The sequence below is a fragment of the Bordetella tumulicola genome (assembly GCF_965138755.1).
In the GTDB taxonomy this organism is placed as follows: Bacteria; Pseudomonadota; Gammaproteobacteria; order Burkholderiales; family Burkholderiaceae_B; genus Bordetella_A; species Bordetella_A tumulicola.
This window is the reverse complement of the sequence record NZ_CBCSFP010000012.1, coordinates 158,850-183,797: the sequence shown is the minus strand read 5'-3', so window position 1 is coordinate 183,797 and position 24,948 is coordinate 158,850. Positions and strand designations below refer to the sequence as shown.

At 48.7% G+C, this 24,948-nt stretch carries 18 protein-coding genes and 2 pseudogenes; 3 read left to right on the top strand and 17 right to left on the bottom strand.

What is annotated here, in order from left to right; translation table 11 throughout:
- The first annotated feature begins 10 nt into the window (after window positions 1-10).
- Window positions 11-934, top strand: coding sequence for a glycosyltransferase family 2 protein (locus tag ACNAZS_RS22955; protein ID WP_415792840.1), 924 nt, complete (start codon window positions 11-13; stop codon window positions 932-934).
- A gap of 199 nt (window positions 935-1,133) precedes the next feature.
- Here the strand turns inward: ACNAZS_RS22955 and ACNAZS_RS22950 are convergent, their stop codons facing one another.
- Genes ACNAZS_RS22950 through gmd form a run of 5 tightly spaced genes read right to left on the bottom strand, consistent with a single transcriptional unit; the run spans window position 1,134 to window position 6,293 of the window.
- Window positions 1,134-2,540, bottom strand: a complete 1,407-nt coding sequence (locus ACNAZS_RS22950) for a mannose-1-phosphate guanylyltransferase/mannose-6-phosphate isomerase (protein ID WP_415792839.1) — start codon at window positions 2,538-2,540, stop codon at window positions 1,134-1,136.
- 38 nt (window positions 2,541-2,578) lie between these two features.
- Window positions 2,579-3,034, bottom strand: coding sequence for a GDP-mannose mannosyl hydrolase (locus ACNAZS_RS22945; protein ID WP_415792838.1), 456 nt, complete (start codon window positions 3,032-3,034; stop codon window positions 2,579-2,581).
- A 30-nt stretch (window positions 3,035-3,064) separates the two neighbouring features.
- Window positions 3,065-4,231: a DegT/DnrJ/EryC1/StrS family aminotransferase gene (locus ACNAZS_RS22940; RefSeq protein ID WP_415792836.1), complete on the bottom strand. Its 1,167-nt coding sequence runs from the start codon at window positions 4,229-4,231 to the stop codon at window positions 3,065-3,067.
- Window positions 4,224-5,153, bottom strand: coding sequence for a GDP-L-fucose synthase family protein (locus tag ACNAZS_RS22935; RefSeq protein ID WP_415792835.1), 930 nt, complete (start codon window positions 5,151-5,153; stop codon window positions 4,224-4,226). Before ACNAZS_RS22935 ends, ACNAZS_RS22940 begins: the two co-directional genes overlap by 8 nt.
- An 18-nt stretch (window positions 5,154-5,171) precedes the next feature.
- Window positions 5,172-6,293 (bottom strand): GDP-mannose 4,6-dehydratase, encoded by a 1,122-nt coding sequence (gene gmd, locus ACNAZS_RS22930; RefSeq protein ID WP_415792834.1) that lies wholly within the window; start codon window positions 6,291-6,293, stop codon window positions 5,172-5,174.
- 966 nt (window positions 6,294-7,259) lie between these two features.
- On the opposite strand from gmd, the gene ACNAZS_RS22925 reads away from it, so the two are divergent.
- Window positions 7,260-7,550, top strand: a complete 291-nt coding sequence (locus ACNAZS_RS22925) for a transposase (RefSeq protein WP_415792832.1) — start codon at window positions 7,260-7,262, stop codon at window positions 7,548-7,550.
- Between the two features lie 791 nt (window positions 7,551-8,341).
- Here the strand turns inward: ACNAZS_RS22925 and ACNAZS_RS22920 are convergent.
- From ACNAZS_RS22920 to ACNAZS_RS22870, 11 genes and pseudogenes are all read right to left on the bottom strand, one after another.
- Window positions 8,342-9,286: a Hint domain-containing protein gene (locus tag ACNAZS_RS22920; protein WP_415792831.1), complete on the bottom strand. Its 945-nt coding sequence runs from the start codon at window positions 9,284-9,286 to the stop codon at window positions 8,342-8,344.
- 514 nt (window positions 9,287-9,800) lie between these two features.
- On the bottom strand, window positions 9,801-11,333 hold the full coding sequence (locus ACNAZS_RS22915; protein WP_415792830.1) for a DUF2442 domain-containing protein: 1,533 nt from the start codon (window positions 11,331-11,333) through the stop codon (window positions 9,801-9,803).
- A 1,287-nt stretch (window positions 11,334-12,620) separates the two neighbouring features.
- Window positions 12,621-13,347, bottom strand: a pseudogene (gene tnpC / locus ACNAZS_RS22910) (IS66 family transposase); the annotation flags it as partial.
- 54 nt (window positions 13,348-13,401) lie between these two features.
- Entirely contained in the window at window positions 13,402-14,937 is a 1,536-nt protein-coding gene (gene tnpC, locus ACNAZS_RS22905; RefSeq protein WP_415792854.1) for an IS66 family transposase, read from the bottom strand.
- Window positions 14,938-15,003: 66 nt separating this feature from the next.
- Window positions 15,004-15,312, bottom strand: coding sequence for an IS66 family insertion sequence element accessory protein TnpB (gene tnpB / locus ACNAZS_RS22900; protein ID WP_415792853.1), 309 nt, complete (start codon window positions 15,310-15,312; stop codon window positions 15,004-15,006).
- A 20-nt stretch (window positions 15,313-15,332) separates the two neighbouring features.
- On the bottom strand, window positions 15,333-15,725 hold the full coding sequence (locus ACNAZS_RS22895) for a transposase (RefSeq protein ID WP_415792829.1): 393 nt from the start codon (window positions 15,723-15,725) through the stop codon (window positions 15,333-15,335).
- An 88-nt stretch (window positions 15,726-15,813) separates the two neighbouring features.
- Window positions 15,814-16,230: pseudogene (locus ACNAZS_RS22890) on the bottom strand (transposase domain-containing protein); the annotation flags it as partial.
- A 75-nt stretch (window positions 16,231-16,305) separates the two neighbouring features.
- The gene (gene tnpB, locus ACNAZS_RS22885) at window positions 16,306-16,641 is read right to left on the bottom strand and encodes an IS66 family insertion sequence element accessory protein TnpB (protein WP_415792828.1); all 336 of its coding nucleotides are present in this window, start codon (window positions 16,639-16,641) and stop codon (window positions 16,306-16,308) included.
- Window positions 16,642-16,810: 169 nt separating this feature from the next.
- Entirely contained in the window at window positions 16,811-16,990 is a 180-nt protein-coding gene (locus ACNAZS_RS22880; protein WP_415792827.1) for a transposase, read from the bottom strand.
- A 1,603-nt stretch (window positions 16,991-18,593) separates the two neighbouring features.
- Entirely contained in the window at window positions 18,594-18,869 is a 276-nt protein-coding gene (locus tag ACNAZS_RS22875) for a hypothetical protein (RefSeq protein ID WP_415792826.1), read from the bottom strand.
- 883 nt (window positions 18,870-19,752) lie between these two features.
- Window positions 19,753-20,790 carry a polysaccharide pyruvyl transferase family protein gene (locus ACNAZS_RS22870; RefSeq protein ID WP_415792825.1) on the bottom strand — a complete coding sequence of 346 codons (1,038 nt, stop codon included), beginning with the start codon at window positions 20,788-20,790 and terminating at the stop codon, window positions 19,753-19,755.
- Between the two features lie 1,144 nt (window positions 20,791-21,934).
- Between ACNAZS_RS22870 and ACNAZS_RS22865 the strand changes: the two genes are divergently transcribed.
- Window positions 21,935-23,443, top strand: coding sequence for a glycosyltransferase (locus tag ACNAZS_RS22865; RefSeq protein WP_415792824.1), 1,509 nt, complete (start codon window positions 21,935-21,937; stop codon window positions 23,441-23,443).
- 151 nt (window positions 23,444-23,594) lie between these two features.
- Here the strand turns inward: ACNAZS_RS22865 and ACNAZS_RS22860 are convergent, their stop codons facing one another.
- On the bottom strand, window positions 23,595-24,896 hold the full coding sequence (locus ACNAZS_RS22860) for a hypothetical protein (protein ID WP_415792823.1): 1,302 nt from the start codon (window positions 24,894-24,896) through the stop codon (window positions 23,595-23,597).
- Between the last annotated feature and the right edge of the window lie 52 nt (window positions 24,897-24,948).

The following is a 24,948-nucleotide window of genomic DNA, read 5'->3' as shown; positions in this document are numbered from 1 at the left end:
GCGAGTGTCCTTGAAATTAAGTATCGCGGCCATCGTTAAAAACGAGGCCGACTCTTTGCTGGAATGGATTGCCTTTCACCGCGTTATCGGCGTACAGAGTTTCTTTATTGCCGATAACGATAGTAGCGACGGCACGAGTGAAATACTGGAAGCGCTCGCCGAACATGGCATCGTGCATCGGATGCGCTTTCCGACCCCCGAGGCCGGCAATGCCCAAATGCCCGCGTACGCAGCGCTGCTAGCGTATGCATGCGGGAAATGCGATGTCCTAGCGTTCATTGATGCAGATGAATATTTGCTACCGATGGATGGCAGCACATCCCTACTCCCGTTGATCGATCAACTGTTTGTCAGCCCGGATGTTAGTGCCGTGGGGTTGAACTGGGCAAACTTTGGATCCGGCGGTGCACTGTTTGCCGAGGATGGGCTAGTCATTGAACGCTTTACCAAGCGGGCAAAGCAAAGTTTTGGAGTCAATTTCCACATCAAGACGATGCTACGCCCCGAACGGGGGGTGAAATTTGCCAATCCCCATTTCGTGTATTTGTCCGAAGGACGATACGTGGACGCCACGGGTGCCGATATCACGCCACATCCTAAACATGGCAAGGGGTTAAGTAGCGAGATCGTCTGGAGCGGCGCGCGCATCAATCATTACGCGACCAAATCGCTCGAGGAATTTTTCGTCGGGAAAAGCCGTCGAGGTAGCGCTACGAAGAAAGCACGCGTCAAGCATAAAAAGTACTTTCTTAGTCATGACCGCAATGAAGAGGAATGTTTCATTGCAAAACAATTAAGCCAAGCAGTTCTCGCGGAACATGAAAAACTAAGAGAACTGATTGAAGCTACATTGAGCCAGCCTGAAAAAAAATCAACAGCCACATCTCGCTGGTATGCACTAACTCAACGTTTTCGGCAGAAAAATACGGTATAGAAGTAGAATTCTCGTAGTCCTTGATCGTGATGTTCCCATTTTTTTGGTAGGTGCTAAAAACATCATAAGGCTCGCAAACAAGCGAGCTTTTTTCTTTGTCTTGTAATCAAAATGTCATCTATAGCTATAATCAATGTTGCTGGGTTGATGATCTATATATGACGCACATAAAAATTCCAATTAAATTTGGATAAAGTATCTACACACGCCCATATTTATCTTCGAATCGAACGATATCGTCTTCAGCCAAATACGTACCAGATTGAATTTCGATAAGATGCAACGGAATCTTGCCCGGGTTCTCCAATGCATGCACTTCGCCAATCGAAATATATGTCGACTGATTTTCGCTGACCAAATACGTATTCTCCCCTTTTGTTACCTTTGCTGTGCCACTTACAACCACCCAATGTTCGGCGCGGTGGTGATGCATTTGAACGGAAAGTTTCGCGCCCGGTTTTACAGTAATTTTTTTAACTTGGTATCGATCTCCATTGCTAATAGAGTCGTATGATCCCCACGGTCTGTATACTTCACGATGAAGCAGATGTTCAGAACGATTTTTATTTTTTATTTCAGCTACTACTTCTTTTATATTCTGTGCATGCTCCAAAGTTGTTACTAAAACAGCATCTTTAGTTTCAACTACCACTAAGCCATCTACACCCAATACTGACACCAAGCGATCTTCTGCTCGAATCAAATTATTCTTGGATTTCAGTGCGATTACATCTCCCATTAGGACATTATCATTGCTATCTTTCTCACTGACTTGCCATAGAGTTTGCCACGAGCCGATATCGCTCCAACCTGCCGACAATGGGACAACGGCACCATTAGTAGTGTGCTCCATAACTGCATAATCGATAGAAATATTCGGGCTCGCCAAAAAATCAGTTTCAGTAATTCGGATAAAATCAGAATCTAAACTAGGGGTGGAAAGCGCGGCCTGGCAGGCCTGTAGTACCTCAGGACAATATTTCTCCAACTCCTCGAGATAACGGCCTGCTCTGAACATGAACATTCCGCTATTCCAAAAATAGTCCCCACTCTCTAAATACTCTTCGGCAATCTCTTTACTCGGTTTCTCAAAAAAACGAGAAATTCCAAATCCACCACATTCCAACTCCTCACCGCGCTGTATGTAGCCATATCCAGTTTCAGCTCGTTCAGGAACAATTCCAAATGTGACCAATCTTCCGGCTTCAGCGATGGGAATAGCGGTGTTTATGGCAGCATGAAATGCACCAATATCCCGGATCAAATGGTCAGCAGCTAGCACCAAGAGCAGTGGATCATCGCCGTTCATCCTAGCTTCTAAAGCCGCGAGAGCGATAGCAGGAGCGGTATTGCGCCCCTCTGGCTCCAGAAGAATATGCGGATTTGAAATACCGAGGACTCGCAGTTGCTCTGCAACCAAAAAACGATGCTGTTCATTGCAAATGACAGTCGGCCTTATGGTACTCAAGCCCTTCAATCGCCCTAGCGTAGCCTGAAGCATTGTTGATGAACCCTCCAGGTTCAAAAACTGCTTAGGATACTGTTGCCTAGAAGCCGGCCAGAGTCTTGTGCCAGCTCCTCCCGCAATAATTACTGGGCAGAGCATATTATAAGTCCTCATTGATATTTAGAGTGACCATTGGACTATAGAAGGAAACGACCATACGTTTGAGTATTAGGGTGAACGGAATCAGACTCGCATATATCTACTATAGACCACCACGAAAAATGTTCGTGTTGAGTCAATGGCAACTCTCGAATTGCATCCATCGAAAAACGATATGCAAGCGCCAAATAATGAGTGTCAACGAAATCACTAAACATGCTGTCGGAATAAAAATGTTCGAATACTCCTAAGAAAGTGGCGTTGCCACGCTCGTAAGAAATACCCAATTCCGCTCTAGTAATCCTAAAAAAAGCGTCATCTAATCGTTCATTTTTTTGAACCCGACCACCAGGCACAAACCAATATCCTTTGGCAGGACGATTAATTCGTTTACCCAACAAAATCTTCTCGCCATTTTGTTCAACGATTAGGTCGATAGATATAAGGGGTGCAGAAGAAATCACGTGCTGAAAATGGTCGTCACTTAAATACACATCACACCCCTAGCATACTTATTTCTCAACTCAGTCGCATAAACTTCTCACGTACTCGAGCTCTTTGGATACATCGTAGTGATGATTACCGATAAAAAAACCTTTCTCATCTATATAGCTAGCTGCCTCAAGATTTCCCACCGTTGTATAGTCAAACCACCGTAGAACTTCATTTTTAGCGAAGTTGCCAGCTACGATAGGGCGAACATCTATGTGCGCATTCCCCAATTTTTGCATTAGCTCTAAACGATTAATAGTTGCGTCAGGCTTTATAACTAGTGCGAAACCAAACCAACTGCTTTCGCCTACCTCTTCCTGTATATCGAGCCATGGGTGATTTTTAAAAAGTACCTGAAATTTTTCAGCATTCTTTCTACGGCCGGTAATAATGTTCGGCAATTTTTGTAATTGCTCTATCCCAATAGCACCGCTCATCTCAAGCGGGCGAAAGTTATATCCCGGCAGTACAAAACGGAATGACTCTTCGAAAGCATTGTCGCTCTTCGTTCCGCATACCAAATTATTCTTCGGCAAATTTCGAGTCCATCCATGGGCGCGAAGACATAGCGAGATATGGTATAGCTCGTCATCATCAGTGACCAGTACTCCGCCCTCCATTGTCGCAATGTGATGGCTAAAGAAACTACTAAATGTACCCATCAATCCAAACGTGCCGGCTTGTTTGCCGCCAAAAGTCGCGCCTAGCGATTCACAATTATCTTCGAGCAGAACGATATTTCGGTCACCTATAATTTCCTTAATAGCCGAAAAATCATTTGGATTACCCAATAGGTTTACTGCAAGAATAGCTCGCGTGTTCTCGTTAACCGCCTCACGTAAATCGGTCAAGTTAAAATTCAGAGTGGCCTTATCAACGTCCACGAATTTTACTTTCAAACCATATTGCTGAAGCGGGTAATAAGTTGTGCTCCAAGATACTGCGGGAACAATCACCTCATCGCCTCGTTTTAAAGGCGAGTCCTTCTTGAAGAACATTGCTGCAATCATCAACAAATTGGCAGATGATCCTGAATTGACCATCACCGCATATCTACTTCCCACGAAGTTAGCAAACCGCTGCTCAAACTCTTGGACCTCCTTGCCCATAGTAAACATGCCAGATTTAACGACCCGCTGAATTGCAGCATATTCAGCATCATCCCAAGTGGTAGTCGCCAGAGGGTAACGATTATCCATTTTTTCCGATCTCCTTAATATAGAATTCGTATGTGGCTTCCAATCCTGTTTTAAGTGTAGTGGTAGGAAGCCAGCCCCAATTTTTTGCCTTTTCAATACTTGTGAGTTTCTTGCTCATGCCAACTGGTTTAGTGAGATCATGCCTAAAAGAACCGGTAAAGCCAATGACTTCAGCAGCTGCCTGATAGTATTCATTGATCGTATAATCTACACCCAGGCCAATATTCAGCATATTCGGTAGACTATCGGCATTCTCGACTGCGGCTAACACTGCACCTGCGAGATCTTGCGCGTATAGAAACTCGCGTCGGGCTAAACCATCTCCCCATATTTCTATCTCGTCTATTCCCTGTACCTTAGCCTGATGCGTTTTATGTATGATTGCGGGGATTAGATGTGATCTGATAGGATCAAAATTGTCGTACCTTCCATACAAATTGCAAGGGATAAGGGAACGATAACAAAGTTCAGGGCGTTCTCGAGAAATATACTCAGCAAGTCGCGCAACGGCAATCTTTGCTAGAGCATAGCCCTCGTTTGTGGGCTCTAACTCTCCTGTCAGAATATCCTCTTCGCGAAGAGCATCTTGGCGATTCCGTGGATAGATACAAGAACTCGCCAAATTGATTAGACGAGGTATGGAATGTTGCGCCGCGGCGAGCAATACATTACGCCCCATATCTAGGTTATCTATAAGAAAGCGTACAGGCTCACGCATATTTGCATGAATTCCACCGACCTTACCGGCAGCATGCACGATCGCATCGGGTCGCTCCACTCCAATGTAATCAGACACCGATGAAAAGACGGATAAATCAAGTTCCGCATGAGACGGGGTCAACCATTGAAATTTGACAGCATGTGGATGTTCAAGCAGATTACGCCCAACCATGCCAGTACTGCCCGTTAGCAATATTTTCATTTTCCAAGCCTGTTCGTATTAGCGCTCAACACCAATATGCACATCAAAACCATGTTTCTTAAGTAATGCGTGTTGTTTTGCTTGCTCGAGATCGTTCATCACCATTTCTTTACACATATCTCGAACCGATATTTCTGGAGTCCAGCCTAGTTGGTTTTTGGCCTTGCTTGGATCACCTAGCAGGGTCTCAACCTCCGCAGGGCGAAAATACCGCTTGTCCACACGCACAACAACGTCACCAACTTTCAACGCAGGCGCTGAATCACCAGTAATAGACTCCACCACGCCTATCTCGTCTACGCCGTCACCCTCAAACCTCAATTGCAGACCTAACTCCTCTGCTGACCATTGAATAAAATCACGTACCGAGTGTTGCACGCCAGTCGCAATTACATAGTCATCAGGCGTATCTTGCTGCAACATCAACCATTGCATACGCACATAATCTCTTGCATGCCCCCAATCCCGTAATGCCCCTAAGTTTCCCATGTACAAACAATGCTCGATCCCTTGGCCTATATTTGCCAATCCACGTGTTATTTTTCTTGTAACGAACGTTTCACCACGTCTAGGGGACTCGTGATTAAAAAGAATACCATTGCATGCATACATACCATATGCCTCACGGTAATTCACCGTAATCCAATAAGCATATAATTTTGCTACGGCATATGGTGATCGAGGATAAAATGGAGTGGTTTCTTTTTGGGGAATTTCTTGCACTAAACCGTACAATTCTGATGTTGACGCTTGATAGAAACGAGTGTTTTTTTCAAAACCTAGCAGCCGTATGGCCTCTAATATACGTAGCGTGCCCATAGCATCAACATCGGCCGTATATTCAGGTGCCTCAAAACTTACCGCAACATGAGATTGGGCACCGAGGTTATATATTTCATCAGGTTTAACGTCACCGATTATGCGCGTCAGATTTGATGAGTCGCTGAGATCTCCATAGTGTAAAAAAAATCTGGGATTTTTTTCATGAGGATCTTGGAAAATATGATCGACTCTTTGTGTATTAAAAGAGGAAGCGCGGCGCTTGATGCCATGCACTTCATATCCCTTATCAAGCAAGAACTCGGCTAGGTAGGAGCCGTCCTGACCAGTCACTCCCGTTAATAACGCTCTTTTAGACATATATGCTCCAAAATTTCCTCGATGAGGACACGATAGACAGCTTGTCTATACTGCAGCGCAAACTTACCACATTATGGTTACACGATGGAGTACACTTCGCACTTTATACGTCAACTTGATCTCTTGATGTTGCGCCATACACCCAATTTCAGTTATTCCCTGAGGGAATGATGCTTTATAGCCAGAGTAATCCGTCGACGGCCAATTTACGTTGCAATCCTCTCAGAATCTGGTAAGAAAACTCATCAACACGGCCCTCGTGGAAGTCGTACAGCGTGGCTTTGAGCGGTTAGAACTTGCCAGATGCATACGCGGCCAAATTACACCTTGTAAGTAAGCATCCGGCCCATAGCATCTAGCGCTTCCCGTGGATCGCCGGAGAACTTGTTCCTCCGGGTACCCACAACTTTCTGCCCATAAAACGATTTTGTGGACATAAAATTGATGGGACCGACAGGCGGCGTAAATTCCATGATCATCCCATTGCGTTCAAGCGTGAGGTCGTTCAAGTCTCACTGAAGTCCGGAATGTCGGTCACACATTTAGCACTGGAGCCTGGTCTATACGCCACAACCAAAGTTAGACCGTGGCTCAAGCTGTACCGTGATGGTCGACCCTCGCTGGAGCAACAGTCCTTAATTTTGAAGGCGATGTCGCACAGGTACCATAGTGACGCCACCAATGACCACGCAGGTTCAACTGGAGATTGGGGTTTCCCTGTTTTTACCGGTTGCCAACTACCTCAATGTGTGTTCCGCAGCTTGCAATTACCCACAATTCTTGACGAGCTCCGCGCCCAATAGCAAATCGCTAAGCCGACCCATGCCTCTCCAGATAATCAAGTTGCTCGGAGGTGGATCATGCGTCTGCACCAGATAGCCGTAAGCGTCTGGCGAACCCACCTTGAGATAGCCCGCAGTCCGTAAGACTATACGTGTCCATTAAGTTAGTGGGCACGTACATACTATGGATTCACTAGAGCAGTCTGGGCGCCGACGTCGGCGTACGCATAGCGCTGAGTTCAAGGCAGAGTTAGTCGCCAGTTGCCCACAGCCCGGCGTGTCGCTAACGGCGATTGCCCTGGACCACGGCATCAATCCCAATTTGTTGCGCTGTTGGACGATTGAACATGAGCGGCTCGGGCATCATGAACTGGCAAGTGATTCACCCCCACAGCGCGATGTCGCGCGGCTCAATTCACCCCTCTACGGCTTGCGAAACCCCAAATGGTACCGACTTACTGCAGTCCCGCGGTAAGCGTCCGGCCATCCCATATTGACACGCCCGCGTAAGCGGGCGTCGTTGTCTATACGGCTGCCAGTTATGCGGCAGCAGTTCATCGAGCCGGCGGGCCGGTTGATTGTGTCTCCTGCAGAATACCCGCCAGTGTCCGCCACAGTCAGACGCGTCACTTCCTCGACCACATTGTTAATGGACGTTGTTGTGTCGATGATGGCCGTCACGCTCTAAATCCCGTACGTATGCGCATAGGCGCTGAAACACTGCCGTTGCCAATCAACTTCTTGACATAGCCGGGGCCCTTGAAATGGAGATTTACGTCGTTCGTTAAATCTTGGATCGAAAGCTGATTCATCTCGTAGTCCTCATCGGACTCAATGATGATAGGCTGGCCTTTGGCGTGCGTGATTGCTTGGGTGAACGGGGTAGTGTTCGTGACCGCACTTGCGGCTGGGCTAAAGCCGAAACTCCGAATGTTTATGACGTTACCTAGAGTCTCCCAAGCAAGGCATACAGCTAGCAGTTGTAAATAATTAGGTAATGGTCGCCTTTTCTTCTTCTGAGACGATGTGTATCTAGACGCTGGCCGGCGTTTGCTGGCGATCGTCCCAAGATGATCAGAAGACGGTTATCCATCCACGAGCTTGATCTTAGGTTAGCTAGGAGCATTGCCGGTCAGAGATCCCACCAACGGCTTGCTGATCCGAGACGGGCGCTAGGCTGTGTGGATCGAAACGCTTGAGCAAGAAGCAGATGCTAGGTTTCGGAGATACGCCAGAACAATTGGATCACGCTGAGCACCCTCACGATTAGGCTACTTTTTCAGATGGACTTTTTTTTGAAAAAAAGTTGTCAGCACGCTTAGCAATGCGAGCGCGGATTGCTGCTAATTTTTTACCACCTCGTATTACCAAGTGATCAAAGCCGGGGCGGGAGGCGCGCCGACGCATCTGGTCTTCCGGGCACAGCGTCGGCACGTCAACGTTCTGAAAAAAGTCACGATTCCCGCCGTCAGCCCAAGATTCCGAGTAGATGCCATGCGCGGTCATGACATCGAATTGATCGAGTTCCACGTGAAAGTAGGATATCTCTCGGACTGTCAGGTCTTGGACGATACTGCTGCCATTAAGCAAGTCCATCGCACGTATGAGCAGGCCACTAACGAATAGATGGTGCCATGGGGAGACTCGAATGTCATGTGTCGGCACATTCTCGTCTACGGCATGCGCTTTGATCGTAACGGGGCAGTGCGCAGCGCGATACTTGTCAGTACGAAATGCAGCAGCGCCAAAGGTGCGCCAACCAAGCCATTTCACTTCACGCCAGCCCGATAAGCATTTCACTTTATCGCCTGGTCGCAGATTCTCAATCGGCGAGGCGCCCTTGGAGGTTTCGATCAACGAGCCTTTGACAAAACACCCGGGCGGCAGCGGGTCATCGGTGTACTGCTTTTCCCATACAACAAAGGTTTCTGCATCACCGTATTGCTCGCTGGAGAGTACGTAATATTTACCGGTCGCAGGGTCTTGAAAAAGCGCGTCAGCCCAATGATACCCAACGTACTTCACAGCAGTTTCCCCCCACATTAGGTCATCGCCTGGATTGGGGTCGAACTCGGGAGTCGCCTCACTCGTTTCTGTCAGAGTCGTAGTCGGGTCGACAAGGGGAGTGGCACCGAAATAAACGTAGATATCCCCGGTGTCCCACATGTCGTATGTGGTTTCATATACATAAGTTGCCGATAAAGTTGCCATCTCCGCCTCGTCACGTAAATTTATATTCCAAATGTATCATTTGGATTCAACGGGCGGTTAGGATAACGGCCCGGGGTTTTCCCGTATACGTTCGCTAGACCACCTTGAGCTCATGCACTAGATCGTAGAGCAGGACGCTTACACGCTAATGCTCGAAACCTCAAATTTCTATCCATAAATTATTTGTGGACGGAAATTTGAGAGAACCGGATACACCGGTATTGGGTAACGCTTGCAAGCACGGTATTCATCAGAGCCTTACACACGAGCCAACAAAACCCGCTTTATGCGGGCGTATCCAAACGAGGCCGCCGCCGCTTATGTTTCATCGACGCGCCGTATGCGCTCATATCTGAGCATAGGAGCAGGTGATAACAATGTTTGCTAATCAGAATAGGCCTATCAAGCAGGCTGCGGCTGAGCCGTTGTCAGTGCACTTTGCACCCGTGAGTAAGCAGGAACTCGACAAGGTAAGAACAACCGTGGCTGGTGATGCGAGTGACAAGCACTTTCTTCACACTAAATAATCCGTCAATCGTTGATAAATATATCTAATTTTTTTTTTTAAAAAACTCTCCCCGTCCAGCTCAGGCAGCGTTTTTTTTTGGCGTATTGCTAGTGCCGAGACAGGATATTCAAGCATCAGCTTTCTTTGCTCTTCAGAGTTACTCCAATTATCCCTCAGAATATTTTCAACAAACTCTCCTACCACATCGTCTAAAATAATATTGTTCGCACCCTTCGGAACCTTAATATCATTCTGAAAAGAATATACTGTTTTTATATTTTCGCTGAGCGAAACTATTCCTGCAATGAAAGTCCCTCGTCCAGCCACCAAGGACCTTGCCTTTAGGATTTTTTGTATATCTTCACGCAATGAACTATTTTGCAAAACCATAGGAATGCGCTTTTCAAACAGGAATATTTTGAGCGCACCTATAACTGGATTCCCTTCGTCCTCAAATACAATATGAACAACTCTAGGTTTCACCAGATCTATTATTTTTTTATAATAAGAAAATGGTGGCTGCCCATATGCACGATGTGGTGTTTTATTTTTATTAAAAATATCTCCCGACCTTACGTGAATTACGAGTTCATCTTCTTTGATAACATCACTTGGGCCATAATCAAATCCCAGTCCATGCTTAAATAACTTCGCAGCATCAATATTATTTAACCTTGAACTCATCAAATATTTATGTTTTTCTGAGTAAAAAAAATGTCCTGTAAGAATAGTTTCTGCAATACGTTCCGCCCCATGAGCAGGAATACATATCTCCACTCCTGCATCCTGGCATATTACCGGGAATCCAGTAGCAAACATTTGTTCAGCCCTGGCTCCTTGTGGCAAATAAATCTTTTTTACCCCTAACTTCTTTGCAATATTTAAGGCATTGCAAAGTTGTATTAAAGCATTAGAAAAACGACCTAGATGCACAATCTCTAAAGCAGAGATGTCCGAAATTCCAACTATACTTTTTGCGTCATAAATTGAACTTCGAATACTAATATAGTGCTTACGCTTTCTATTCTCAATTATGTGCCCATTTGGATCGACTGGCAACTGGTATTCATTTGCTAATTTGCGTGTCAGATCAGCATCAAACTCCCGTTTTTCATGCAATGCAATACCAATCGTTATTTGCGACAAATGGATAGGTGGCCCTGATTTATGTCGGAAAATTTTTAAGTAATTTTTTCCTATCATTCCAACTTCAATCGGAGCGCCGTTATAAATATTATCATCACCAATATCTACATCTATTTTTTCCCAGAACACACCGTCGCCAGAAACGGCAAATTGCACACCGCGCAGGCGCTCTGCCATTTCGACAGTACCGTACCGGTTATATAAATAAATCACACCCTCTGTCGAGATCGCATTCTCAGAAAACCGAATAACCACTTCAGGCATCGGATCTTCTGCTTCAGTATGAAATATAAAATCATTACTGCGGTTAATAGTCCATGGTTTTTTTCCAAACTTAGGATGCGAAATTTCAGACGAAGCAATAATTTCAATTTGATTTTCTTTCGGTAGCATTTTTTGAATTTATTAAATATTTAAGTTCAAAGAGATGGGAAATTTAAAATGCAAGCATTCTTGTTAACTATGCCTTCGTTGCCTCTCTAAGCATTATATTAGTCACTGTAAGGTGTAGCTCAATCTTATAATGTGGTGACACTCCATCATCAATGCCACCATCAGTGCCAAATATAAATTTGTTGCCATCCGTAAGCGATTTTTTATCTATATTCGAGGATATAAGTCAGAACATTTTTGGGCGTCAAAATGCGATCATTGAGAATTTCTATCTAAGTGCATACCTCACATCGTGATACGCCCCCTGTAAGAGAGAGTTAAGAACTCAAAAAATCCAGACTCTAAGATTTGACTTTCCGAATGTGGTAGTCAGCTGGGGTTTATTATTTGAACCTACAAAGGATTACACTACGATTACTATCCTAAAAGTATCATCTGAATCACATGATCTGCGGGATGGGCAAGGTCACTTCGAGTTGAGCAGCTCGAAATTTCAAGCGATTTTAAAGTTGAAAAACGAGCATCGCCAAGTCGGACAATGATAAACCCTGTCCGCTTGGCGCGGCGTCGTTGCATGTCCTTAGAGCGTAACATGGTAATATTCACATTTGGAAAAATCCCAATTACGGCCATCGACATATAACTCGAAAAAATACCATACGTTAAAATTACATCAAACTAATTCAATACGATGTGATAATAGGAACTACGTCCTAGAGTGTTGTCGGCAACAACGATTAAGTTATTGGCCAGATCATTTGCGCGAACCAATACGTCATCGATATAGAGACGATGCCAGGGAGATACCTTGATGTCCTTATTGCGTAACGTCGTCACTAACGGCATTCCGTTTAATTTGCACGGGATCATACCTACCACGCTTTCCAAATGGAATATTGTTTATCCAGGTATGGTGATTGCCAATCTATCGACCTTCTCGCCAACCAATAGAAGCGTGAACCTTCTGTCCTACCTTAATGTTTTCAACGGTAGCTGCCTCATCCTCACTCTCGATTGGAGTTCCCTGCAAAAAGCAAGGCGGATCACCGAACTCAGCTCCCTGTACCTAAGCTTTTCTGGATCAGTTGCGATTTTCATCGCCAATTCTGGCTCGACACTATGGAAATTTACCGTAATATGCTAGAAATAGGTAAGCGGCCGGTCAAATCGTGTAGACGTAACAACGTTGGGGGCAGCTAGACCGCAGACATCAGCTCTGCGGCAAGAGCTCGCCGATCTCGCTCGCAACGAGCCCACGAACAACCAGTTCGAGCGGCCAATCGCCTACGGTCGGATTTGGTTTTCGACCCAGTTGTTGCCTATAGGTACAGCCCCGTCGTCCAGGTAGCGCGTCAGTGCCACCCATCGCTTTAGGCTGTAGTCCAACGCGCGAGCGATCGCAGATCCTTCGGGCACACACGCCAACATCCGCTTGTGCAAGGTCTTGATAACAGGGTTGGATTTGATCTGACGGACACGATGTCGTTCGTCAGCGCTAAATGTCGCCGTTTCGCGCTCGACGTCGTAAAGTGAACCGATGCACGTCAGCGCGCTCGGCCGGCTGGCTTTGATTATTGGCGAGCAGTTCATAGAGTTTGCGACGTGCATATGCCATGCAACTGATCTCGGCCACACCGGTGCTGAAGCTCGCTTTGTAGCCAGCATAATCGTCACAGACCCGCTTCCCTTTCCAGTCAGCTAGGAACGCGCGAGCATGTTCGCCGGCTCGGCTGGGCGCGAAGTCGTACACCACACCCCTGATGGCTTCATAACTTGTCGGACAGTAGGCCCACAGATAGGCCCGATGTGTTTTCTTCTTTCCCGGATCCAGCATCTGCACGGGCGTCTCATCAGCATGCAGTACGTTGTGCTCGAGCAACTCATCGCGTAGCGCGTCGACCAATGGCTGCAATCGAACACCGCATACACCCGCCCATTCGCCTAACCTCGAACGCGGCAGCGCCAAGCCTGCGCGCGCAAAGATGCTTTCCTGGCGATGCAGGGGAAGGTGGTCTGTAAGCGTCCGGCCATCCCATATTGACACGCCCGCATAAGCGGGCGTTGCTGTTTATGGTGTTTGCGGTTGCCAGTTATGCGGCAATAATTGATCGATCCGGCTGGCCGGCTGCGTAGGCAGACGCGTGAGCACGTCCTTCAGATAGGCGTACGGATCGTGGCCGTTGAGTTTGGCCGATTGCACCAGCGTCATGACGGGAGCCGCTCGTTTTCCGGCGCGCAATGAGCCGGCGAACAACCAGTTCGCCCGTCCGAGGGCAATCGGCCTGATTCGCTGCTCTATGTGGTTGTTATCGATCGGCAACTGCCCATCATCTAGATAGCGCGTGAGCGCGACCCAGCGTTTGAGGCTGTAATCGAAGGCTTTGGCCGTGGCCGACCCGTCAGGCACACGCGTGCGTTGTGCCTGCATCCAGGCGCGTAGTGCGTCAACCAGAGGCTTCGCTTTTTCCAAGCGGATTTGTCTTCGATCATCGGGGTCGAGATCTTCGACTTGGCGTTCAACCTCATACGGTTGACCAATGTATTGCAGCGCCTGCTCAGCTAGCGGACTCTTGCTCGAGGCATGCAGGTCGAAGAATTTTCGTCTCGCATGCGCCATACAACCGATCTCGGTCATGCCTTGTGTAAAACACGCCTTGTATCCGCTGTAGTCGTCACAGACGAGGCTATCGTGCCAGTCGCCCAGGAAGGTACGCGCGTGTTCACCAGCGCGACCTTCTGTAAAGTCATACACCACCGCCTTCAGGTCCTCGAACGCCCCTGGCGCATAGACCCAGAGATAGGCTCGGTGCGTACTTTTGCTGCCGGGCTTGAGCACCTGCACGGGCGTCTCGTCGGCATGGACGACGCGATGCGCCAGAATCGCTTGGCGCAAGGCATCAACCAACGGCTGCAGTTGCACACCACACACGCCCACCCATTGGGCCAGGGTTGATCTCGATAGGGATATCCCGGCACGATCGAAGATCTGTTCCAGCCGGTACAGCGGCAGATGATCCAGGTATTTAGCAACCAGCACATAGGCCAGCAAGCCCGTGGTCGCTAAGCCCTTGTCAATGACGTGGGCCGGAACCGGTGCTTGGATGAGCGTCTCGCAGTTACGACACACCCATTTACGTCGGATATGGCGTTCGACACTGGCCACACCAGGGACATAGTCCAGCTTCTCACTGATGTCCTCGCCTATGCGCTGTAATTGGCAGCCACATCGGCAGGCCGTATTCTGCGGTTCATGACGGAACTCGATACGCGGCAAGCTCTCGGGCAACGGTTTACGTTTCGGTTGCTGTTTCGGCTTGGAGGACGTCGTCTCGGTCAATTGCTCCAACTCGACTTCGATCGCGGCGATATCCGCGCAGACCGCTTCCTCCAGCAAGCTACCTTGCACGCCAGAGAGTTGTTCTCCCTTCTTACCAAACTGGTAACGGCGCAACGCAGTGATCTCGTGCGTCAACTGCGCGATCTTGGTGTCCTTGAAGAGGATCTTATCCTCAAGCGCCTGACGCTCAGCCCAACTGTCCTGCAGCAACTGACGCAAGGCGTCAGCGTCCAGGTTCGCGAGGTCGGTAGCGGCAGGCGTGATCATGGCCATGAGTGTGCCACGCCTGCCTCTGTCACGTTATTGGAGCATGCCCCGATTGCGTGATGCCGCTCACAGAATATCGATGATCCCGCCTGCCCCGATCCGGTGCCAGGACAGTCCAATGACCAAGGCCCGTAACTGTTCCTTGGTCAATTCCATGTCTGGGCTTGTCAGGTGTGGCCACGTAAAACGGCCTTGATTTAAGCGTCTGGCCGCCAGCCAGACGCCAATGCCATCGTGCACCGACACCTTCATGCGATTAGCACGGCGGTTTGCAAACAGATAAGCATGGTGTGGATGTGCAGCACCGAATACCTTGACCACCCGGGCCAGTGTCGTCTCGGTACCGGCTCGCATATCCATCGGCTCGACCGCCAGTCAGATCTGGTCGATGCGGATCATCGCATGACTTCGCGTAGCCAGGCGGCACACCGATCCGACTGGGCCATCGGCCAACGTATCGATGCGCTCAGATTGCCGCGCTGCAAATCGATCAGAATCTCCTGCTGCTGCGGAGCAGCGACTGGCGTTGCCTCAGACTTCGGTAGCCGTAGCGGAATAAATTGAGCGGCGACATCACACTGAGTCAGTGACGTTTCTGCAAGCTCATGCCGGCCCAGCCGCTCATGTTCGATCATCCATCGACGCAACAGATTGGGATTAATGCCGTGGTCCATGGCAATTGCGGTCACCGATACACCGGGCTGCTGGCGGCTAGCTATTAGCTCAGCCTTGAATTCTGGGCTATGTGTGCGTCGGCGTCGACGAGTCGGCTGTTCGGGCTGCTCCATAGTGCATACGTGTCCATCATTTTTTAGTGGACACGTATGGTCTTACGACCTCCGACCTGCCTCAAGGTGTGTTAGCCGGACGCTTACGGTAGTCTGCGTATTTGGCCATCAATACCCGCGGCAACAAGCCCGAGGTCGAGATCCCTTTGTCGATCACCTGGGCGGGCACGGGCGCCTGCACCAATGTCTCGCACGTCGCGCAGACCCACTTGCCCCGAACATGGCGTTCTACCGTGAACACGCCAGGCATGTAGTCCAGCTTCTCGGCCATATCGGCATCGATCATTTCTCCCAACAGACTGGACTGCGTGCCGTCGAGCTGCTCGCTGCGCTTACCGAATTGGTAGCGTTTGAGCATCGCCATTTCGTGCGTCAATTGATCGATGCGGGTCTGGTGGTATTTCAACTCCCGATCTCTCTCGCTCAACTGTGCCATCAAGTCGGCCGCAAACTCGCGCAGAGCTTGCGCGTCGAGTTGGGCCAGATCCGGAACAGTCGTATTCATGTCGCGCAGGGTGCCAGACCCCTACGACGTCCTCAATTGGCGCATTTCCCAATTGGCACCAGGTGTGCGGGAGTTCTACAGCACCGTGATGATTCCTTCATCTCCGACGTGCCGCCAAGGTAAGCCCAAAACCAGTGCATTCAGTTGTTCTGAACTGATAGACAGGCCCGGAGTAGCCAGGCTATTGGCCCATTCGAAGCGACCTTTATTCCGGCGCCTTGCCGCTAACCACACACCAATACCGTCATGGATCAGCACCTTGATCCGATTGGCTCGCCGATTAGCAAATACATAGGCATGGTGAGGTCGTGCACGGCCAAAGACCTTCACCACCCGGCTCAACGCTGTCTCCGTTCCCGCACGCATGTCTAGCGGCTCCGTCGCCAACCAAATCACGTCGATGCGGATCACCGCAACCACTCGGAAAGCGAGGCCGCACATCTCGCAGCCTCTTGCGTGGGCCAGTACACGCTCACCCTCGTGTCGCCGTGGACGATCTCGATACGAATGTCGGAGTCAGTCGCTGGCGTAGCGGCGGCCCGAATTGTCGGAATTGGAATGAATGATGGCGCCGGCGGGACTAATTGTCCGGACTTCGCCAAACGAAGCCATTTATGCACGCGATGTTGGCAATCATGTTGTGCTTGAGCGCCACGCTTGAAACCGACTGACCTTGTTGGCACTCCGCCACTACCTCTCTCTTGAACTGTTTTGAGTAGGACCGTCGGGTGAGCTTAATCTCCAATTCCACTCTTGTCATCGCGTCCGCCTAAATTAGGCGGACACTATCTATTGGTGTCGGTCTGGCGGCAAGGTGTGTTTACCGGGTGCTTACGAATTATCAGACTTGCACAGCAAACGTTTGGATAAAAATGCTAGGCCGATTACAGCCTATCAGCCGCGCTGACGCTCGAGGTAATGCCTACATATAGAATTGATCTATTACTGAGCCACGGTAATAAATTCATGTCATTAAATTTGCGCGGACGAAGGCCCGTCGCCTTTGACCCATAAACTGGCGGCCGTAAGATCAGATTCGAGATATCGCATGAGCAAACTCAACCTATTGCCAGTCATTAACTATGACTACCGTCCTGCATTCAAAGTCGAAGTATGATCATTAATCGAGGAGATTGCTACGCTGAAATTATCCAGCCGGTAATTTAACAATGCGCTTGAAGTGATCTCAGGCAACATTCACCTCATCGAAAAGCGCGCCAAAACACATTCCGAAAGTAAAGCTGATCGCCTTGCCCGGGCCGGGGCTGTATCATTAAACATTCCTATCTCGAATATCCGTGGACTTAAGCAGAAGCACCGAGAAGTACACAAGCAACTTAACGATAAGCGGAAATCCCGCCTGCATTTCCGCAGTACTCAAATATTATTCTGCTCAGTGAATTCGGCGGAAGTAACACGTACAGCACTCCATACCCACTCATTTTTTTATGCAGTATCGTCCGTGGCTGCGCAGACGTAGTCAGGGCGTACTGTCCCAGTTGCACCGCCCGATATACCAACTGATGGTGTACAAAATCAAGGTCGAAGATTAGCCATTCCTCTTCGAAATGTTTGATTGAGGACAACGCGACCCCACAAACACCGGGACTGCATATCGACTCCAACTGCGGTTCGATGGTGAACGGCGTTATATATCTGAGTGATGCAAAGCGATCTGCGAGGTCCTCTATGCAACGTTGACTGTAGCAACTACTGGCTCTTCGATCTTACTGATTGAGTTATCCGAAATCTCCAGACAACCGCAACGTCTTTCGTGAAATGAACGGCCGCTTCAATCCTCTTCCACCATATTACAAGAGATAGGTGGCGCGCCAACTTTGGGCACCACCTAATAGACGACATACCAACATCCCATGTCATCTCTCGAAGTTAACGAAATACGCTTCAAACAAAGTACGATTGGTTCGTCTTGATCCAGACGCAGTACATTGTGATGGTCGCGCAGAGGCTCGGGAGCGAATGGCAATCATTTTCGCTCTGCACCCATCTGCTCTAGAATCACGCAACTAAGCTAAATGGAACCCACCCCGCCGAAAAATGTGGACGAACCTGTAGGAACGGGGATGCAAGTGTTTGAGCACGAAATCGTGACCCTACGCCACTTTCCATTCTTAAATTCAGCTGCTGCAGATCTGCAGATATGAGGAAGACCAATAACATTCTCGGCGTACTTACGCCCATTCTTGCAGGTCTTAGGGACGGAAATCGTGCCTCAGTGTCTGAGAGCGGACACGTAGATCGCGGTGGCGACTAGAGCCATCGCTGCACAGTGAACTCAGCCAGGTTAGAGGCACGGCCGCCGATCATCCCGGGCCGCAATAGATTCGATACCTAGCACGTCCCTACTTTACGTTGGCGGACCCCGGCGTCGCCAGCGCTTCTATCGGCGGTTCCAACCGGCTCAGAATGTTTCGATAAAGCCGCACGGCATAGGCAGCGTCCAAACGCGCTCGTTCAACAGTAAATTTACTGACGTCTTTCTTGGTGTTATTCATGATCAACTCATCTAACACAGCGGATCTGGCGACATTACCTACTAACGTTGCTTTCACAAGCTCTAGCGCTAATTGCTGATTGGAGAGTTCTGCCGCAGCAGCTTTAGATACACGAGTTGCCATCGTTGCGCCTTCTGATATTAATTGGAAAAGAAACGGTACACGAGACTGGACTGTTATGTCACCAAACGTTGTCTATCGTTGATTTTTAAAGAATACGACTCCGCGGCTACATGACTCCCACCGTGACTGCGACGAGCATGCCGCAGATCCGTCGCCGGAGCGTGGATCAAATAGCAAATGATGTAATGACTCTTGGTACGGTTCCCTCATAAACGACGTATCGGGTGCAATCGCCAGTATCCGCTAATCCTTCAAAATATCTGTAGTGAGCAGAAGTAGGATTTCCATGATCTTGAGATTCAACATGATGAAGGCGTCCCATTACACGGACGGCCAGATCATAGTCCGGCTCAAGGAATTGGAGGAAACAACCTGACAGCCGAACGATGCATGTTGGAGAACGCTTCAAGGGTGGGATCATGTCCGAAAGGCCAGAGCCTTCAAGACCCGCTATGGATGTTAACCAAGCCCGATCCATTGATTTCATGCACAACCAATTGGCCGACGACAGTAGTATTCGGCTGCTCAATGTAGCGAATAACTACAATCGCTTGGGCTGAGCATGGGGGGAGCTTCCCTTCCCCGCCGAGCATGTGACCCGCGCGCCCTGCATCAGATTTTCGAGTAACAACAACGTACCCCGAAAAACATTCGCTATGGTAGCAACGCCAAACTCATCCGCTGAGAATGATGTTGGAATGGCGGCCTATCGCCCCGCCACTCACGCCCAACGCGACACCAAAACAGAAACTTGGTCGCAAAACGAGTTCACCCAGTTACCTCGTTCTGCTGCTCCTCACCGTTGCCCCAAAAAGTAGGCAACAGCTATTCGTTTCGATGAACGAAGCAACGATCGACAACGTTCTCGAAACAATGGCTCGGGCTAATCCACGAACGCGAGCAATGATCTGGCTTGTCCCTGTAGTCTCTGCAGCGTGGCCTCATCCTCATCAGTCCAGACCGCAGCCTCGGTAGCTGCAATGAACCGCTTGAAGTCCTCAAGCTTAGCAGTACGAAGATCAATAGCGCGTTCCGGATGGCCAATTTGGTCATAGAACCGTTTTGTCTTCTCACGCACATAAAGAGAGAACGTCGGAATACGCTGCGAATACGACGTAATAGCCAAGTGCAGATGAGAAGTAAAAAGCGCTTTCAGTCCAGCAAGACGGGGAAGAAACTCTTGCAAGTGTTGGTACGTAAGAGTCTCGCTGGACGGAGCGTGGGCAGCGAGCGTAGGCTGACGCCAACCATTCGCCACCAAAACAACATTCGACGCATGAGTGTTTGCGTAAGTCCTCACGGCCTCAGCAATCAACTCAAGATCGGGATTCTCTTGTACGTCCTTAAACTGCGCTATATCAAACTGGAGGCCGATCTTGCCGCTAGGTTTGGCCGCGAAGTCCAGGTAATCAGAACTAAGCAGCGCACAATCCGCTCCTAGCACGACCTTCTCACCACTCACACCGATGCTCGCAAGGTGATCCAAGGACTGCTGGTCTCGGACGCCGATTTTTTGTGCAATCAATGACACTCCAAAAGCGAGCATTTTGGAGCGTTCAAGAATCCAGGGGCCAGCACCAACGCTGGTGACAACAACCTTCTTGCCTGTCAGCTCGCCAGCAATGGCCGCGCGAGCAACAATATCCAGATATGACGCGCCAGGTTTCGAACCAGAGGTGTCAGACATAATTCCGCCACCGCCCACAACAATAAGATCTGCGCTCTTAAGCAACCCATCGTATGTCTCGGTGAAGCTAGTCCCCAGCCATTCAGCGTTGCTCTTACCAAGTCGCGGCACCGAGACATTGTATCCCTCCCGCTGTAAGTGCTTCGCTAGAATCGCACCGACCAAGTCATCACCGAAATTGTGAACCCGGTAGGGGCCGACCACGACAGCTTTTTTTCTACCTTTGAGAGCCATTGTTAACCACAAGAAGTTTAATGTTGGCTGATGTTAGCATAGATAATTGTGAATTTAACTACCTATAATTTACCTATTAATTCTGGGCTAGCATCACCTAATATTACCTATTAATTGCTGGGCTTGCCTCCCTTTCCAGACGGGCCAGACAGCATGATCATGCATCGAGAGAGAAGCGATAGCGCGAGGCGGAAGGCATTTCATGTACGGGCTCAAGCACGAAACATTTCGGTCGGCTGAACAGCCCAACAACAACGTATCGCACGTCGCACGGAATCTTGTCTGGTTCCTAGCGCCATAGGCGCTAGGTTGGACAGATCCGCGAGAGTAGTTGGGAGACGACGCCTAGCAAATCGCTCAAGCGCATCCAACAGTAAGAAGTCGAGAAATTTGTCAAGAATCACCCAATTCCCCCGTTGAGGATTATTGAACGACCACTGACACCAGCGATAGGACGTATGGCAGCCCCCCGCATGGCGCGATCTGCGCAAATGGTGGGAACATTATGATAGACATCGCGAGGCACAATTGAATCGGAACCAAACTTGTGGCGCTGAACAAGCGCCGCCGTCATCCGCCGGATACGGATCCCGTTCAGCACGCACAGTCGCCGCGAATTACCGGGCAGAGGCTTTATTACGGTTAAAGCACTCAATCGGACGTCGGTAGACGACTTCACTTCTGTCTGAACCGTCGAAGGCAAGCCCTACGTCACAGTAATGATGGACTTTTCCTCACGTCACATCGGGACTGCTCAACGCAAGCCGACATGATCTGACTGTTGATAGCCGACACTGGGCCGCGGTACTCGACTATATAGAAAGGTTTTACAATGCACGATGCCAGCATTCAACGCTGAGCTACGTAAACTCCATGCAGTTTGAGACGGTGGCTTGTTAGATTAAACAACCTGTCCGGAAGGACAGAGCAAGCCCAGTGCTTCAGGTCGATGGTTCGTTTTATCAACCAGAAGGCGAATTTTATACTTGCCGGGAAATTTGCGCCGAGTAATGAATAACTTAGTAAACGAACCAAAGGGTGTTGTGTACGCACCGCCACGTCTGGCGAGCGCATTGCCGCGCAGTATGCCAATTTTCAGTTCACTGAGAGGAAGTGGAGTAACCCCAGGCCGGAGCAGCTCGTCATGGCGATTAAAGTCTTTAACTCACAAGTCTACAGCAATCCTTATCAAAAATTACTTTACACTGCGATCGAATCTAGATATCAGCTCGCTTCGGGATCTCTAAGTCAGGCAATTACTCTGCAACGGCTCCATAAGCACTCGCTGTATCATATTCACTGGGAGGAGTCTCTTTTTGCACGGTGCACGACGACTGCACGAGCAGTTCGTGTACGGCAAGAGTATGTGAGGAAGTTAAAGCACTATGTTGCTTTGGGAGGAAAGGTAATCTGGACGTTGCACAACGTCAAGCCCCATGAATGGCGATTCGTCCAGACGCTTGTATCTCTACGCAAAGAACTCGCAGCGTTGTCTCATCGTATTCTGGTACATAACCAGACGGCGCTATCGACATTGCAAGCTCAAACTGGGCTTACCAGTTTATCCACAGTCAGAGTTTTGCCACATCCCGCATATTTTGACGTCTACGAGCCGGCGGATCAAACTATCGCACTCGCCGGACGGCCACCGAAGCATCCGCGCATGCTTTTGCATTTTGGCTTGGTGCGCGCTTATAAAGGTATCCCCGACTTAGTACAGAAGCTACCTGAAGAATTTATGGTGGCTCATCAATTAACCTTGCATATTTGCGGCAAACCCGTACGGGCAGATAGCTTTTTAAATGATCTGCTAGCTCAAACGCAAAGTCGTTCGGATATCAAATATAGTCTTGATAACGTGCCTGTTGCGGAAGTTGCCGAGCTTCTAAGATCTCACGCGGGGTTGATATTACCGTATCACAAAGTGCTTACCTCCGGTGTAGCCATCCTGGCGTTAACGTTGGGAGTGCCCATCGTGGCGCCTGATACTTCGGCAATGCGGGAGCTATTTCCTGAATCGTCATATATTTTGCTATTTAACCCACGCTCAACAAAGGATCTTCGCCGTGCGGTCCTGACGCTCGTGGATATGTCCGCAGAGACGCGGATGCGGATAGCTCAGGACTGCATTAAGAAAGCGCTTGCTATTCGTCCAGAACTGATAAGTAAGATACTCGGTGAAATTTATGACGAATTGCTGGGATTGACAGGAGGTAATGAGGGCCACTCATCTATAACCGCTATACACGCGCCGTTCGTTGATATTTTCCCAAACGAGACGCCGATTTCATTACAAGACCAAAGACAGGCGAGTCGAGACCGCATTGCACCCCAACATCTTCCACCATTGCTCTTCCGATTGATATCAGAGGATATGGCAATGGTAATCAATGAAACTAAATCGGATTCAGCTGCGCTTTCTAATCAGCACTTAGCGGTTGAGTTTGCGATAGCGACATTAGCTAGCAATGTCACCCGATCAACTGTGTCTGCCGATTTGATTCTCAATAATACCAAGAAAGACGTCAATAAATTCACGATCGAACAGGCGCGCTTAGACGGTGCGTACGCTGTTCGGCTCTATAAAAATATTATGAGCGCATTAGAGACGGCAGACGACAAAGCCGACACAGCTGATGCTGGCGACAAGTAGAGTGAGAGCCGATATCTCTATGTACCAATGGAGCATCGATGGTATCGGAATGTCTTTTCTTTTTTTTAGCACGAAGACGAACGGCAATGTGTCATGAGAATCGTAAGCACTTCTCCGAATAGAAATGGAGCAGCGCTTACTACTTTTAATTTTACGGGCCACTAGGCGATTTAGTCAGCTCTTTATCTAGACTCTCATTCCAAGCGCAGGAGCCGTATAATTTATTCAGAAATTTACTTTTTCGTGTCGCCTTACGGGTAACATCATTACATTGATAATCCCGTCCGTCGTTCGCGGACCAGTTCTTTTGTACATTAGGTGTTGCATCTACAGCAAGTATAGTTTGATATGCTGAAGCGGCGGAAGCCGAGCAACTTTTAAATTCGTCAGGCAACTCATTTAGCTTCTCAGCTCTTGCTAGTATGCTACTAAGCAAATCCAATACATGCATCTGATAGCCGCAATCTTTACCTTTACTATTTAAAAAATACCCGCCCTTCTTATCGTTATCGACCCTTACTCCGTAGTAAAGCCAGTGCACTTTGCCAATACCTACTGGAGCGCTCAGGAAATCTGCAAAATTTGGAGAGGTATTCGCACCAACGTGGCCGTTAGAGAATACGAGTTGATTAACTCCTGCGCGAACGGCATTATTAATCCGCTTTTTTTCAGTAGACGTATCATTCATGGAGTCCGCGATTAAACCCAAATCACGTACAACGTGTAAATTCTGATTTAGCGTGCCACCCGCTATGGAAGGAAGATCTCGTCGTGTCACTGAATGAAACCAAGTGCACTGCAATTCCGGAGATTTATCACATTTGACTGAAGTGGCGAGGCCACCTTCAGTAGTGTCTGTCAGCAAAGTATTGACAGAAAGCATAGCGATGGATCTATAAAAAGCGGCATCTCTCATGCCAATTTCTCCACCAGCCTTCTTCGACAATCTCGCAAACTGACTGAGAAAATAAGCCATTCCAGACTGTCCCATACCATTGTATGGAACCCCAATTGAATTGGTCAGCGCTACACGTTCAATACCAGGCTTTATTTTAAACTCAGCATCTACAACCTCTGCATACGTCAACCCCTTAGCATTTCCTTTATCTTTATTCGAATAAAAGCGTACATAAGGTTTCTGAAGCTCAGAAACAATTTGGTTGCGCACGAGATCTTGAATTCGAACTTTCTTACCGCTAATTGTGCGTAGCGTATCTGGTCCCCCATGATTCCATACATCACGTAATTGTCTCATGCACTGCGTCAAACCGTGCCAGTAGTCCTTCACCTCATAAACCATCGTTTTTGAGTTTACTGGGCCGCATGCCTTACTGCGAGCCACAGCTGATTGATTATAATCAGCTGACGCCCTAGCATGTGTAGCCTTATTCGAGCGCGCGGGTTCATCTTTTGCTGCAGCACCACCCGCCACAAATACAAGAAAGAAGGCCAATAGCACTCTGGTCGGGACGCAATGCATATTATCAAAAACCTTTTAAGTTTAT